This window comes from Neptuniibacter marinus (genome assembly GCF_965223595.1).
GTDB classification, from domain to species: domain Bacteria; phylum Pseudomonadota; class Gammaproteobacteria; order Pseudomonadales; family Balneatricaceae; genus Neptuniibacter; species Neptuniibacter marinus.
The window spans coordinates 777087-792808 of the sequence record NZ_OZ245004.1; the positions used below are offsets into that span (position 1 = coordinate 777087).

General features: G+C 44.5%; 4 protein-coding genes. All 4 read left to right on the forward strand.

From position 1 onward, the window contains the following. Nucleotides 1–29: 29 nt before the first annotated feature. Nucleotides 30–8198 carry an SDR family NAD(P)-dependent oxidoreductase gene (locus ACOQOE_RS03645; RefSeq protein WP_420554913.1) on the forward strand — a complete coding sequence of 2723 codons (8169 nt, stop codon included), beginning with the start codon at nucleotides 30–32 and terminating at the stop codon, nucleotides 8196–8198. A 138-nt stretch (nucleotides 8199–8336) separates the two neighbouring features. Next, nucleotides 8337–13109: a beta-ketoacyl synthase N-terminal-like domain-containing protein gene (locus ACOQOE_RS03650; RefSeq protein WP_420554914.1), complete on the forward strand. Its 4773-nt coding sequence runs from the start codon at nucleotides 8337–8339 to the stop codon at nucleotides 13107–13109. Between the two features lie 48 nt (nucleotides 13110–13157). Then, the gene (locus ACOQOE_RS03655; RefSeq protein WP_067865296.1) at nucleotides 13158–14222 is read left to right on the forward strand and encodes an alpha/beta fold hydrolase; all 1065 of its coding nucleotides are present in this window, start codon (nucleotides 13158–13160) and stop codon (nucleotides 14220–14222) included. Then, a complete protein-coding gene (locus tag ACOQOE_RS03660; RefSeq protein ID WP_420554915.1) occupies nucleotides 14219–15667 on the forward strand; it encodes a hypothetical protein in 1449 nt (482 codons plus the stop codon). The genes ACOQOE_RS03655 and ACOQOE_RS03660 overlap by 4 nt, the downstream gene beginning before the upstream one ends. Nucleotides 15668–15722: the final 55 nt, after the last annotated feature.

Sequence of the window (15722 nt, forward strand, 5' to 3'; positions counted from 1 at the left end):
TAGCTTAAATTTGAGGCAGGGAAGATTGCATGAACGAATTCAAGAAATTTGTATACACTCCAGCGGGATATAATGATGCTTCGTTGGCTATAGCTGCTTGCAGGGCTGGAGGTATAGGGATATTAAATGCTGAATTGAGTTCAGATGCTGACAAATTACTTGAACAGTTCGCACTACTGTCTGTACATGCTAAAAACTCATACGGTATCAAAGTTGATACTCCTCAGTCAGAGCTTATTGCATTTGCGGCCACTAAAGTTGATCAAGGTTTTAGTTATCTTATAGTTGATGAATTGTTGCTGGCTACGCTAGCGGCAGATATCAAAAAAATGCGTAAGCTAGGGGTCACAGTCCTAGTTGAAGTGACGGATGCACATACCGATGCAGCGGCGCTTGAAAAACAGATCGATGGTTTTATGATTAAAGGTCATGAAGCCGGTGGTTTTGTTGGTGAAGGCAGTAGCTTTATTTTGTTACAAAAGTGGTCTTCAAAAACAAATCTACCTATTTTTGTTCGAGGTGGTATTACTCCTCATGTTGCTGCTGCCTGTCATGCTGTTGGCGCAAAAGGTGGTGTGCTTGAAAGCCAAGTTTTATTGTTAAAAGACTCACCTTTATCGGAGAGTTTATTCTCATTTGTAGGAAACTTGTCAGGTAATGAAACTGTAGCTGTTGGTGATGAAGAACTGGGTTCTTATTTTAGGGTATTGGTTCGCCCGGGTTACAGAGAAGCTCAAGCATTTAATTCTAAAGTGTCGGGCCAGTTGGTTAAGCCTGAAGATGTCTTAGGTAAGATAGATTGGGATTCGCCGCAAAAAGGATTGTTGCCTTTAGGGCAGGATGTTTGTTTTGCCAAAGCTTGGCGTGAAAAATATGGTTACCTTTCTGATGTTTTTTCAGCCATTGATCAAACTATCCATGACTCGATTCAAGCTGCTATTCAACATAAACCTCTAGCTGAAAATGCTCCATTGGCTAAAGCGCTAGGTGTGCGTTTTCCATTGGTCCAAGGTCCGATGAGTCGTGTTTCTGACAGTGCTGAGTTCGCTGGAGCAGTGGCTGATGGTGGTGCGCTACCTATGCTGGCTTTTGCTTTATTGAAAGGCGCCGCGTTAGATAAATTGCTTGCTGATACAGATGAACGCCTTGGTGATAAACCTTGGGGGATTGGTTTGTTGGGCTTTGCGCCGCAGTCACTGTTGGATGAACAGATTGCACTGGCTCAAAAGTATAAACCGCCTTATGCGATTATTGCTGGTGGACGACCAGATCAGGCCGTTAAATTAGAGCAAGAGGGTATTAAGTCTTTCTTGCATGTTCCATCCGCCAACTTGATTCCGCTTTTTCTGCAAGAGGGTGCGCGTCGTTTTATTTTTGAAGGGCGTGAGTGCGGTGGTCATATAGGGCCTTTGAGTAGTTTCGTTTTATGGAGCTCAATGGTTGATCGGCTTCTGGAAGAGTTGGAATCAGGAAAAACTAAAGGCGAAGGTATACAGTTATTATTCGCTGGTGGGATACATGATGCTGCATCTGCAGCTATGGTTCAGGTGTTGGCTGCGCCTCTATTGGATAAAGGCGTTCAAGTCGGCGCGTTGATGGGGAGTAGTTACCTCTTCACCAAGGAGATAGTTGAATCAGGGGCTATTGTTCCAGCATTTCAGAAAGAAGTGGTTGAATGTGAACATACGGTTAGCCTGGAGTCCGGCCCAGGTCATGCGAGTCGTTGCGCTTATACGCCATTTGCGAAGATGTTTTTTAATAAACGTCGAGAGATGATAGAGCAGGGGGTACCTGTTGATGAAGCTCGGGCTACCTTGGATGACCTTATTATGGGGCGGCTTCGCATTGCTTCCAAAGGGTGTGCACGACTAGGTGAAAATGCAAAATTAACGGCGCTAGATGAAGCAACACAGCATGCTGATGGTATGTATATGTTAGGTCAAGTTGCTACTTTGCGTACTGAGCTTATTGATGTTGAGACTCTGCATGCTCAAGTAACTGAAGATAGCCATGCTTTATTAATTGCGAATTCGATGGATTTAGCTCAGGAGGATGAAGCTGATTCCGCACCTGTTGATATAGCTATTGTTGGTATATCAGGTCTATTCCCTCAAGCGAATTCAACTGAAGAGTATTGGTCAAATATATTAGATAAAGTTGATGCGATTACTGAAATTCCATCCCATCGGTGGGACTGGAGGTTGTATTTTGATGAGGATCGTTACTCCAAAGATAAAATTTACTCCCGTTGGGGTGGCTTTATTGATGATTTGGTATTTGATCCAACGAAATATGGGATGCCGCCTAAGTCGGTAGAAGCTGTAGATCCAATGCAACTGATGGCATTGGAGGTGGCATCAAGAACTTTAGCTGATGCGGGCTATGATAAACGTGATTTTGATCGTGAAAATGCTTCTGTAATCATCGGTGCCAGTGGTGGTGCGGGTGATGTAGGTATGCAATATGGCTTGCGTGCAGAAATGCCGCGTTTTAAAGGTGATCTACCTGATCATATAGCGGATATTTTGCCGGAATGGACGGAAGACTCATTTGCTGGCATTTTGATTAACGTAATGGCTGGACGTATTGCCAATAGGTTAAACTTCGGCGGTGTTAATTTTACGACTGATGCCGCCTGTGCATCCTCTCTAACGGCTATCTATCAAGGTATTTCTGAGCTTTCTGCTGGGCGCAGTAATATGGTGCTGGCAGGTGGTGTAGATACGGTTCAGGGGCCTTTTGGCTACCTCTGCTTTAGTAAAACCCAAGCTCTTTCTCCACGTGGACGCTGCCGGACGTTTGATGCTTCTGGTGACGGTATCGTGATTTCTGAAGGAATAGCGATGGTTGCTATGAAACGACTTGCTGATGCAGAGCGTGATGGCGATCAAATTTATGCAGTAATCAAAGGTGCCGGTGGTAGCAGTGATGGTAAGGCGAAAGGTTTAACCGCGCCTCTACCTCAAGGGCAGCTTCGTGCTATGCGTCGAGCTTACAAGCAGGCGGGCTTTGGTCCTGAAACTGTAGGTTTGTTTGAGGCTCATGGTACAGGTACTGTGGCAGGAGATACTGCTGAGCTGGAAAGTACCATAAGCTTATTGAAAGAGGCTGGAGCAGGTGCGCATCAGGCCGTAGTTGGATCAGTTAAAACAATGGTTGGCCATACGAAAGCGGCGGCTGGTGTAGCGGGTCTTATTAAGGCTTGTTTAGCATTAAAACATCAGACTTTGCCACCCCATTATGGCGTGACGCAGCCTAATAATGTACTGATGGGTGAAGATTGCCCGCTATATTTGGTGGATGAGGCTCGGCCTTGGATTAAAAATGACCAGCCTAGACGTGCAGCTTGTAGTGCATTTGGTTTTGGTGGAACCAACTTCCATATTGTTATGGAGGAGTATCAAGGTGAGTATCGCCCTTGGATGAAAAAAGCGGTAAGAGCAAGCGGCCCTGCGGAACTTCTGATCTGGAGTGAGGAAACGACAGAAAAGTTAATCGCTAAACTTTCGAATACAGCCAAAGAGTTGGCGTCAGTTACAGATTTGGATCTTAAAAAGCTCTCTTTTAATCTGATTAATAAGCGCAAAAAAGATATGGCGACAGTTGTTCTTGTTGTGCGAGATCAAGCTGATTTTGCTGAGAAACTTGTTGGTACGCTTGGTTATTTAAAAGATGAAATATCTGCTTTGCCTGAAGGTGCTTATTATGGTGATGGTCAGAAAGCAGAAGGTAAAGTGGCAGCTATCTTCCCAGGGCAGGGTGCACAATATACTCAGATGGCTCGAGAGTTAGCTTATACCTACCCTGTTGTAGGTGATGCTTTGGCAGAAGCTGATGGCTTATTAAAAGAGGCTTTTGGTAAGAGGTTTTCGGGCCGCAGGTTAAGTGATTTTATCTATCCGCGTGGTGTCTATACGTCGGAGCAGAAAGCAGAGGCTAGTCAAGCGTTAACAAGTACTGATGTTACTCAGCCAGCATTAGGGGCAGTGGAGACCGGTTTGTGGCGTATGCTGAAAACGCTTGGGTTTAATGCAGATATGTTTGCTGGCCATAGCTACGGTGAGTTTGTTGCATTACATGCTGCTGGAGTATTTGATTATGAAACCTTGGTGTCTTTATCAGAAGCGCGTGGCCGCTTTATTGTCGATGAGGCAAAGAATGCCGGAGATGAGCTAGGCACAATGGCTGCGGTGCAAGCCACTCGCGATAAAGTTGAGGATGCTATTAAAAGTATCGATGGGGTTATCGTTGCAAATCATAATGCGCCAATGCAATGTATTATTTCAGGCTCTAAGGCTGGTATAGCGCAAGCGATTGAAGCGTTATCTAAGTCGGATATTATGGCAACTCCAATACCTGTTGCCGCTGCGTTCCACTCAGCTTTTGTGAAACCTGCACAGTCTCATTTGTCTAAACTGATTGATAGTACTCAATGGACATCTCCTGAATTACCTGTTTATTCCAATAGTGCCGGTGATGTGCATGATGCTGAAGTTGCTCAGCTTAAATCCTCTATGGCTGCTCATTTAGTTAAACCGGTCGAATTTGTTGCTGAAATTGAGGCAATGTATAGAGATGGCGCGCGGGTGTTTGTTGAAATTGGACCTAAATCAATTCTTTCTCGTTTAACTAAGCAGATTTTAGGCGACCGTCCGCATACAACAATTACTCTAGATAACGATCAAGAAGGCGTTTATGGCCTTTTAAGTGCCTTAGCTAATTTGGTTAGCGAAGGTGTGGAGCTTGATTTATTACCATTGCTGGCAGGTATTCAGAGTAAAATAGAGTCGTCTGATGCGCTAACTAGTTACGAAAGTGCTGAGCCTATTTCAAAACATGCTTGGATTCTTAATGGTAGTGGCGCAAGACGCTCTTCTGAGCCTGTTCGACAGATTGGGGTCACGCTTGAGCAAGTGATTGCACAAAATAGTGTCACGAAAACCGTATTGAAAGAGGAGGGGGTTGTGACAGCTCCTTCTTCGCAATTAAACACAAATATTTCTTATGATGGACATCATTTTAAGCATAACAAGGAGCGAAAGATGGATGGGCGCAGGCAAGCACCAAATGCTGGTGGTCCGGCAGTAATGGCAGAATACTTTGATATGATGCGTCAATTCCTGGAAAGTCAGGAAAATGTTATGTCAATGTATCTAGGTGGTACTTCGGTACCCCGTTCAGGTGAAACGCGACCACAGCGTCTCCCTAAAGCAGCCCCTCAAATGGCTGAATTATCGATGGAAGTTCCTGCCGTCGCCGCACCTGTTGCTGCGCCTGCTGTTGCTCCTGTTTCGGCCCCAGCACCAGCACCTGCTCCGGTAGCTGCTGTTGCTCCAGTAGCGGCGCCAGAACCTACTGCGCCAGCCGCACCGGTTGCTGCGGTTGAATCTGCCGCAAGTGATACGCTTGATCGCGACAAAATTACGCAGATGTTGCTGGAGATTGTCGAAGATAAAACAGGTTATCCGAGTGATATGGTTGGCCTTGATCAAAAACTTGAGGCTGATTTGGGTATCGATTCCATTAAGCGTATCGAGATTGTTGGTTCGTTATTAAAAACGCTTCCTGCAGCTTATGGTGATGCTTTAGGTGAAAACCGTGGTGAGCTGAATACACAGGAAAATCTGACGGGTATGTTAGATCTTTTATGTGATTTGCCGGTGGGAGCGGCGACAAGCCCTTTTAAAGTAGCCGGGATGGGAACTGAGGTTTCGAACAAGTTTTCGGACTCCTCATTCCGGCATATAGTTGTACCTTCACCTGCTCCGATTGAGGTGAATGCTAAACGTGCTCTAAATATTGGGCATTATGTTATTACTCGAGATGCAGCAGATATAGCAGGTCAATTGGCTACACTGCTGACAGATCGAGGTTGCACTGTGCAGATTGTTGAGCCATCCATTCTGGAAAGCGAAGAACAGATACTCAATTTTTCTGCAAAAGTGTGTGCAGAAAAAACCGATCTAGCGGGCGTTGTTCACTTAGCTGAGATCGGTAGTCCTGCCTTAATGAGTGAGAGTTCTGTTGTTGATTTTAAAGCTGTATTAAACAGTAATGAAAAGTCATTTTTTCTCTTGCTTAAAGGATTAAGTCCTGTGTTTTCTGAAGCGGCACATATAGTTGCTGCCAGTGGACTAGGTGGAACTTTTGGCCGTACGAATGCAGTTTTTAATGGTTTGTCTTTACAATCAGGCTTTGTTGGTTGCTTAAAATCGGTATCTGAAGAACGCCCTGCGCTACGCATTAAGGCAATTGATCTGGATGCTGAGCAATCAGTAGCCGATCTGGCGAGTATTCTGCTGGACGAAATGATGCTTTGCGGTGGTCGTCAAGAGGTAGGCTATCCAGCAGGTAAGCGAACAATATTTAAAACGGTTGCGGAGTTGTCTCCTCAGTCGTCTGAGAATGCTACGTTAGAAGGTTTAACCATATTGGCTACAGGCGGCTTGCGTGGGATTACAGCTGAAGTTTTACGCGAAGTTGCGTTACCCGGTAATACCTTATTGTTAACTGGGCGTAGTCCTTTGCCTGAAGCTGAAACGGCTGATACTGCGACATTGAAAACTGAGGCAGAACTAAGACAGTTCTTTATAACTCAGGTGCGTGATGGCGTCCTTTCTCTGACTCCAGCTGAGGTTATGAAAAAAGTTGCTGGCGTTGTTGGTGCTCGAGAGATGTTGAGTAATCTTCAGGATTTCCAGCAGCGTGGTGCCAAGGTTGAATATTTTGCTGTTGATGTGACTGATGAAAGTTCAATGAAGGGGCTTTTAGATACAATTTACGATAAGTATGGTGCGCTGCATGGCGTAGTTCATGGCGCAGGAATTATTGAAGATAAACTCTTACAAGACAAAACAAGTGAAAGCTGGTCACGTGTTGTGGAAACTAAAGTCCTTGGCTTGTTCCATATCCAAAAATATCTAAGACCTGAATCCTTGCGTTTTCTAACAGTTTTCAGTTCGGTAGCTGGTCGATACGGTAATAGTGGTCAGTTAGATTACGCTACAGCTAATGAATTGCTAAACCGTCTATGTAGTCAGTTAAATCAGCTATGGAAAAATAAAGTAGTTGTCCGCTCTCTTTGCTGGGGGCCTTGGGGGCCTACAGCGTTTGGTGAAGGCATGGTGACTGCTGAAACTGAGGCTAAATTTGCCGAAAAAGGCGTGGCTTTGGTAACCGCTGAAGCTGGCCGAAAGGTGTTCCGTGAGGAGATTCTACAGCAGCCATCGGAAAACGTTGAGGTGATCTGCGGTGTTGGTCCTTGGGAAAAGCATGAGGCAACGATTGGTCGTGTTGAGTTTGATGAGAGTATCCCTCGTGTAACGGGTGCTTTGTTAGATAATGCGAGCGTTACTGCGATGCCTAAAGGGGATCAGGTGGTCGAATTCTATCTTAGTGATCGCCATGAATACCTACAGCAACACCGTATCGATAATATTCCCGTGTTGCCTGCTGCAGTTGCTTTGGAAATTATGTCGGAAACTGCAACCGCGCTATGGCCAGGATGGCATGTAGTAGAAGCTCGTGACAGTCGTTTACTGAAAGGATTGCAATTAGATGATCTTAATCAGAAGTTGAAAGTGGTTGTAAATCCACCACCTTATGGCAGTAGTGATGGCTTCGACGTAACGGTAAGTCTTCAATCGGAAAAACGGATGCACTACAAGGTTGTTTTACGTTTGGAGCAAACTTATCCGGATAGTTTTTCTTATGAGCCTGAGAAGCATTCAGATAAAGAGTTGTCAGTCGAAACTGCTTATAACGAATGGTTGTTTCATGGGCCCTGTTTTCAAGTAATCAAGAATATCTCTGGTTTGTCTCAGCAAGGTTCAGTCTCTGATGTTGAAACGAGTAACCCTGCAGGGTGGTTAAGTACGACAGAGGTAGGTGATGGCTGGATTTTTGATCCTGCTATGACCGATGCAGCAGCTCAAATGGCTCTTCTCTGGGGGCGTACGTTTAATGATCAATCTGCTTTGCCTGCGCGTTTTGGTAAGGTGATGAGGTTTCAAGAGAAACTACCGAAAAAACTCAAAATGTGTTTTGCACGTAAAGACAGTGAGCAGCCAAATATGATTGTCTCTGATGTTTATTTTATTGATGAACAAAATAATGTTGTGTTGTTAATTGAAGACCTTGAGTGTATTTCTAGTATGGAATTGAACCGTCTTGGTGGAACAGAAAAGCTGGCTAATTAAGTGATAGTTGTGGGCGGAAATAGCAGTGGAGATTCGCTGTTTTTGAAGGCTGAAAATCTATTTCTAGTATGGAACTGGACCGTTTAGGCGGAACAGAAAAACTTGCCCTTTGAGTGGTAGTTAAGGACGGAATCAGTAGTGAAGAGTAAAAGAGAAAGCTCAGAACCTATTGCTATAATAGGTATGGCCTGTGTGTTTCCTGAAGCACCTGACCTTAAAACGTTTTGGCAGAATATTATTCAGTGTGTAGATGCTGTCGGTGAGCCGCAAGCAGCATGGGAAGCCGAACGTTATTTGGAATCGGGCCGTATCAATACTCCTTATGGTGGTTACTTAAAAGATCTGTTCCGTTTTGACCCTCGTGAGTTTGGTATTATGCCAAACTCGGTGGATGGCGGAGAGCCCGATCAATTTCTAGCGTTACGTGTTGCTCGTGATGCGCTGCTTGATGCTGGCTATTTAGATGATGGATATGATCATACTAATACCGGCATTATTCTAGGTCATAGTACTTATCTTCATAGAGGTCAGGGTAACCATGTACAGCACCATATAGTGCTGGATCAGACCATGGATATCCTTGCTGCGGTTTCACCCTCTTTATCGGATGATAAGCTCACTCAAATACGCAAACTACTGATAGATAAACTACCTCAATCTAATGCAGATATAGCTGCGGGCTTAGTACCTAATGTTATGACGGGGCGTATTGCGAACCGTCTTAATTTGAAAGGTCCAAACTATATTCTTGATGCGGCGTGTTCATCCTCTTTGCTTGCGGTTGGTGCCGCGATGGATGAACTGCGTAATCATCGCAGTAATTTAATGTTAGCAGGGGGGGTGAATGCATCACTACCTGCTGAAGTATCGGTCATTTTTACCCAGCTTGGTGCTTTAAGTGAACGAGGTAAAGTACGTCCTTTCTCTAAAGGCAGCGATGGAACATTATTAGGTGAAGGTTTAGGTACGGTTGTGCTTAAACGATTATCTGATGCTGAAGCTGACGGTGATAAGATTTATGCGGTGATCCGCGGAATCGGACAAGCGAGTGATGGTCGTGGGCATGGTTTATTAGCGCCAAGCTCTGAGGGTGAAGCCTTAGCTATTCAACGTGCTTATGAAGATAGTGGTGTTGATCCATCGACTATTGGGTTGATCGAAGCTCATGGTACAGGTATCCCACTGGGTGATCAGACCGAAGTTTCTGCTTTAGGGTCGGTATTTGGTGAGCGACAAGGACAGCTAGGGAATGTGGCTTTAGGCTCTGTGAAGTCAATGATTAGTCATTGTATTCCAGCTGCTGGTATAGCGGGTTTAATAAAAACGTCACTGGCGTTGCACCATAAAGTATTACCGCCAACGTTATGTGATGAAGTTAATCCAGATTTAGCAATTGAAAAAACTCCGCTTTATGTTAACACCGCTTTACGGCCTTGGTTTACATCAAAAGATGTGCCACGTCGTGCGGGTGTTAACTCGTTTGGTTTTGGTGGTATCAATACCCATGCGATTTTAGAAGAAGCTCCCTCCCAAGCTAAAAAACCGTTGTATTACAGTAATCGTCCAGCAGAGCTTTTTGTACTTTCGGCAGATTCTAAAACTGCATTAGCCGATAAAATTCGCCAACTACAACCATTGGCTGAAGCTGAAAATTACAGTATCGCTGAGATCGCGGCTGAAGTGTGTCGTCAAGATAAAGCTGAAGAGCAACGTATCGCCTTTGTTGTAAAAGATCATAGGGATTTGGCGAAGAAGCTAGCGCAGTCGCTTAAAAAATTAGAAGCAGATAAAAAAGGCCGTTGGTCTACACGTAATGGTGTTGCCTTTAGTGATGAGCCTCTGCCGGGTAAATTAGCGTTTATCTTCCCTGGAGAAGGGTCGCAATATCTTAGCATGCTTGAAGAGTTGTCTTTAAACTTCCCGGAAGTGCGTGGATGGTTTGATTTTTGGCGAGGTTTGTATGGCGATGATCAGCAGGGTAGCAGTCGAACTGATTTAGTTTTTCCGCCAGAAATAGAGTTAACGCCAGAGATTAAAAAGTCTTTAGAACTACGTCTACATGATATGGATATAGGCTCTGAAGCCGTATTTGTTGGTAGTCAGGCCATGAACGGCTTATTAAAAGCCTTTGGCGTTGAGCCGGATGCCATGTTAGGCCATAGTACAGGAGAATCGTCCGCATTAGTGGCCTCAGGAGCTATTGATAATGCCGATTTGGATCAGTTAGCTAAGTTTATTCGTGAACTGAATTTAGTTTATCAGCAGGTATTAGAGAGTGGTGGTATTCATACTGGCGCCCTACTGACCGTTGGTGCTTTAGATTCCGCTATTATTGATCAGCATATTGCTGAACTTTCGTCCACTGTGTATGTGGCAATGGATAATTGTGCTAATCAGAAAGTTCTCTTTGGTGATAAAGAGGCGATCGCTAGTCTGCAAAAATCCTTAAGCGAGGCGGGCGGTATTTGTGTGCCATTGCCTTTTGATCGTGGTTATCACACGCCTTTATTTTCTGCTGTGACCACAGCATTCCAGAAGTACTATGCGGATGTAGGTATTAAAAAGCCTCAGTTGCCTCTTTATTCCTGTGCTTCTGCCGGACTTTTCCCAGCTAAGCAAGCGGACGTTGTTGACTTGGCTGCAAGTCAGTGGTCAAAAACAGTTCGTTTTGCCGATACTATCACAGCTATGCATGATGATGGCATTCAATACTTTATTGAAGTTGGGCCTTCAGGCAATCTTACTGCGTTTGTAAATGAGATATTGTCGGATAAAGAGTACTTATCCATCGCGAGTAATATCCGTAAAAAGAGCAGCGTAGAACAATTTTTGATATTACTTGGTCAGTTATATGTCAATCAGAAAACGGTAGATATAGGACGATTGTTTGTCGGTAGAACTCTAGACTCGGTTGATTTGAGTAGTTCTGCACCCCGTCGAGTTTCGGGTATGTTGCTTGATAATACGATGCCCGTATTACATTTAACGGATGATGATCGAACATTATTGCAAGCAATGGCTCCGATTCATACAGATGCCGCACCGGGAATAAAAAATGAGCCAATTCAAGCACAACCTGAGCCTACTGACTCAGAAGGGGTTGCGCTTTATGCTGAGACCAAACAGCCTGAAGCCGTGAGTGATGGAGTCATGGCTGACTATTTTGATTTGATGCGAGGTTTTTTGTCGCAGCAAGAAACTTTATTCTCATCGACAGCTCTTGCTGAATCTCAGTTGGAGGGAGCAAATGAATATACTGAAGCAGCACCTTTTCCGTTTCTGAGCGAGATTCTTGAGCATACGGAACAGTTTCTACGCGCCCGTTGTGACTTGAATGTATATCAAGATAGATTTTTACAAGATCACATCCTGTCAGGTACGGTCTCAGAACAAGATCCAGAACGTATGGGCTTGTCTTGCGTACCTATGATGGTTAGCTTGGAAATTATGGCTGAAGCCGTTGCAGCACTGGCCGGTAACGTTTCGATAACCACTATTGAAAATGTTAAGTCATATGATTGGATTGCTCTGGATGATATGTCTATTGAACTGGATGTATCTGCGAAAGCTCTAGAAGGATATAGCGGACGCTTTAGTGCAGCTATCCACAGTAAGGGGACGCTAATTGTTGAAGCTGAACTTACGTTAGCGGCAGCAATGACTCAGTCTCGTTTACCTGATTTGGAAGCTGTAAATGCGTACCGCTGGGGTAATGATGAGCTCTATAGTACAGGTATGTTCCATGGTCCCATTTTCCAAAGTATGCGTGGCATTGATGGTTGGAACGAGCAAGGGATTGATGCGGTACTTAGTGATGTTAGCTTGCAAGGCTTTTTTACTGAGGGGAAGCGTGCCAATTTAGTTCTCAACCCTGTTTTATTGGATGCTTTAGGTCAGTTGGCCGCTTATTGGATTGCACAGCAAGTAGGTACTGATTTTAATAGCTTCCCTTCATCAATAGAAAAAATTGAGTTCCCTGTTACCTGCCCAGAAGGATTGCCTGAGCTACGATTACGTGGGCGTCAGCATCCTGTGGACCCGAAAGCGAGCTCTGTTGAGAGTCCCCGTGCTTGGCAGTTTGAGTGTGTTGATGCAGCAGGGCAAGTTTTGTTAAGTGCTCGTAACTTAGTGAACATTTTTTTCCCAGTCCCGAACCGTTTTTATAATGTTAGACGGGATCCTTTAAATGGGTGGTTAGGATCAGGATCCGTTATCTCTGATAAGAATGTGCTTCTATGGCATCTCCCTCATTTTGATGAAGCTTTCTGCGCTCAGTCCGGTGGTGTCTTCATGCGGATATTAGCTCATATATTACTGAGTTATGACGAGCTGAATGAGTGGCGCGCATTGACTGGAAATGTTCGATATAAACGTCAATGGCTGTTGGGACGTGGGGCTTTGAAAGAGGCCGTGCGGTACTGGATTTACCAGCAAACCTCAACGCTATTATATCCCGCTGATATTGATGTTGTGCATGATGAATTAGGTGCGCCTTATGTGACGGGTTGGTGGGTTGATAGTTTAATTCCTGCACCAGCCGTATCATTGAGTCATGATAATCAGCAGAGCGTTGCTGCGGTTTCAGCAGAGTCCCCATCTATTGGTCTAGATATAGAGCAGCAAGTTAGTAATAAAGATTATGACTTTTTACTTGCTGTGTTATCCCCGGGAGAAAAGGCTGTATTGGAACAGTTTCCAGAACAGGCTAAGCATGATTATTTACTCCACACTTGGTGCGCTAAAGAAGCCGCTGCGAAATGTTTGCGTGTAGGTCTACAGGGCCAACCTGAACTATTTGAAGTCTCCTTCTTAGATCAATCTTTAGCGCAGGCAGATGTCCTCTATCAGGGACATAGAGTAGAAATTAAGTTATTAAATAATAATGACCTAATTACGGCACTGGCTTTTTAAGGCATATGAATGGAATGGTGATTTTATTGAGTAGTATGGAGATCGGCAATGCCTGCAGTTGAGGTAAACGGCACTAAGATAAATTACCTGCAATTAGATAGTGATGCAGGACCTGATGCAGAACATCTGGTGATGGTGCACGGTCTCGCCACAAATATGGCTTTTTGGTATATCCGTCATGCACCTGAGTTTGCAAAACGCTATCAAGTTACTTTATTTGATTTGCGTGGACATGGCCGTTCACGTGTGACACCAGATGGTTATACCCCGGCAAATATGGCTGCTGATATGTTGGGTTTGATGGACCATCTGGCTATACCTAAAGCGCACTTAATGGCGCATAGTTTTGGTGGTGTAGTTGCGTTAAATTTTGCTTGTAGTGCACCAGAAAGAGTTGAGAGCTTGATGTTAATTGACTCGCATATCAGCGCAATTCGTAAACTCGAGAAAGTTGAGGGCTGGGATTACGGTGATAAATTACAAGTGCTTCTACATGATCAAGGTATAGATATTAATGTTAGGGAACCCTATTTTGGCTATCGTCTTTTAGCTGAAGTCGCTCTATTGCAAGAACAAAAGGTTGAGATATCACCTGAACTGAAAGAGATTGTTACACCTATTGTAGGTAACTACGGTAATCGTACCGCTAAATTATGGTTGAAATTACTTAATACGACAGCAGCAGAGAAAGAGTTGATGGGGGATGATGGTTTAGCACTGGATATGCTAAAGCAACTTAAATTTCCTATTTTGGCCGTGTACGGCGAGTATTCTCAATCGATGCTGACGGGTAGGCATTTACTTGAAGTATGGCCTCATGCTGATTTCAGGAAAATGTTGCGCGCAGGGCATTTTTTTCCAACTACACGCCCTGAAGAACTTATATCGACGTGTGAACAGTTTTGGCATGGTGCGATGGTGTCAGGTGTTAGTACACGGGATGGGGATAAAAAGCGTCATTTCCGTAGTGAACGGTTTTCGCAGCGGGATGATGGTTGGTATTTTTCTACAAGGGATGGTGAAGAGGGGCCTTTTGAAACAGTTGAAGAAGCTCAAGATATGTTGTCTTTTTATATTACCCAAGCAAAAGACAGTAAGGTGGCCCAAGCGTGAGTGCTAACCGGTTGGGGATCCATAAAGGTAATAATGCGACCGATTTTAAATTGATTGCCAAGGGCGGCTTTGGGGATGGGGTAAACGCCTATGCTCATTCTATGGCATGGTTTAATGGTTATTTATATGTGGCGACTACACGGGGTAACTTTCCATTAATGAAGGCTCGTCTGCCAATTGGTTTAAACCCTTGGCCGGTTGAATGCCCTGAAAATCCGTTTGATCTTGATCTTCATGCTGAAATTTGGCGCTTTGATCCTCGTGAAGAAAGTTGGGAACGTGTTTTTAAAGCTCCCACTATAATTGGCAGTCATGGGAAACCTATACCGCGGGAATTAGGATATAGAGGTATGTTGGTTTACCGACCAGATAACGGCGATGATCCCGTTTTGTTGGTTAGCACATGGTCGCCAGCAAAAGGCCCAGGCCCGCTTATCTTAATGTCTCGTGATGGCCGAACATTTGAACCCTCTTGTGAGCCTGGTTTGATCGGACTACCTGTGACGACCATTAGAACGATGGCTCAGTTTAAAGGTCGTTTATATACTACACCGGCGGGTTCAAGGGGAGGAAACCCTAATGTATCAGCCCACTCTATAGTGTATGAGAGTAAAGACCCGACAAAAGGAGGCTGGGAGCCTGTAAGTGATTTTGGTTTTGGTGACTCCGGTAATAAAACTGTTTTTGAGATGGCCGCTTTTGGCGATCATCTATATGTGGGGACCTTCAATTTAGAAGGATTTCAAATTTGGCGTACAGATGCTGAAGGTGAAGCTCCCTACCATTGGGAACGAGTGATTGAGAAGGGCGCTTATCGTGGCGCCTTTAATCAGAGCGTATTGAGCATGTACCCTTTCAAAGGGGCGCTGTATGTAGGTGGTGCGATTCAAGGTGGTGGTATTGATAGGCAAAATAAAATAGGCCCAGCGCCACCAGAGCTTATTCGTATTTTCCCCGACGGTGATTGGGATCTACTTGTGGGTGAAGCAAGGGATACCCCAGATGGCTTTAAGGCACCTTTGTCAGGTTATTTACCCGGCTTTGATAACTTTTTTAATGGTTACTTTTGGCGCATGTGTGAACATGATGGCTGGTTATATGTCTCCACGTTTGATTGGAGCACCATCATTGGATATGCACAGCAGAGTACTTGGCCCGAAGCATTTAAAAATATTGTGGGTGAGCTGGGTGCACAGTTTGTAATGGATAATCACGGCGGTTGTGACTTGTATCGCAGTTATGATGGCGAGAACTGGGTACCTGTTACAACAAGTGGAATGGGTAACCCATACAATATTGGTATGCGTACTATGGCGTCTACGCCTTATGGGTTTTTTATCGGTACTGCTAACCCATTTGGTCCAAAAGTAATACCAATTGGTGGGGATCGTTATATCCCTAACCCTAGAGGCGGCTGTGAAGTCTTTTTCGCGCCTGATGTTTAACAGTTTGTCGTTTGTATAGCATGAGTTAATTCAAACGAACATTAGAATACTATGG

What these genes read in the sequence shown, in the direction of transcription:
- ACOQOE_RS03645 (WP_420554913.1), top strand. Translation starts at nt 30, where the DNA reads ATGAACGAATTCAAGAAATTTGTATACACTCCAGCGGGATATAATGAT.
- ACOQOE_RS03655 (WP_067865296.1), top strand. Translation starts at nt 13,158, where the DNA reads ATGCCTGCAGTTGAGGTAAACGGCACTAAGATAAATTACCTGCAATTA.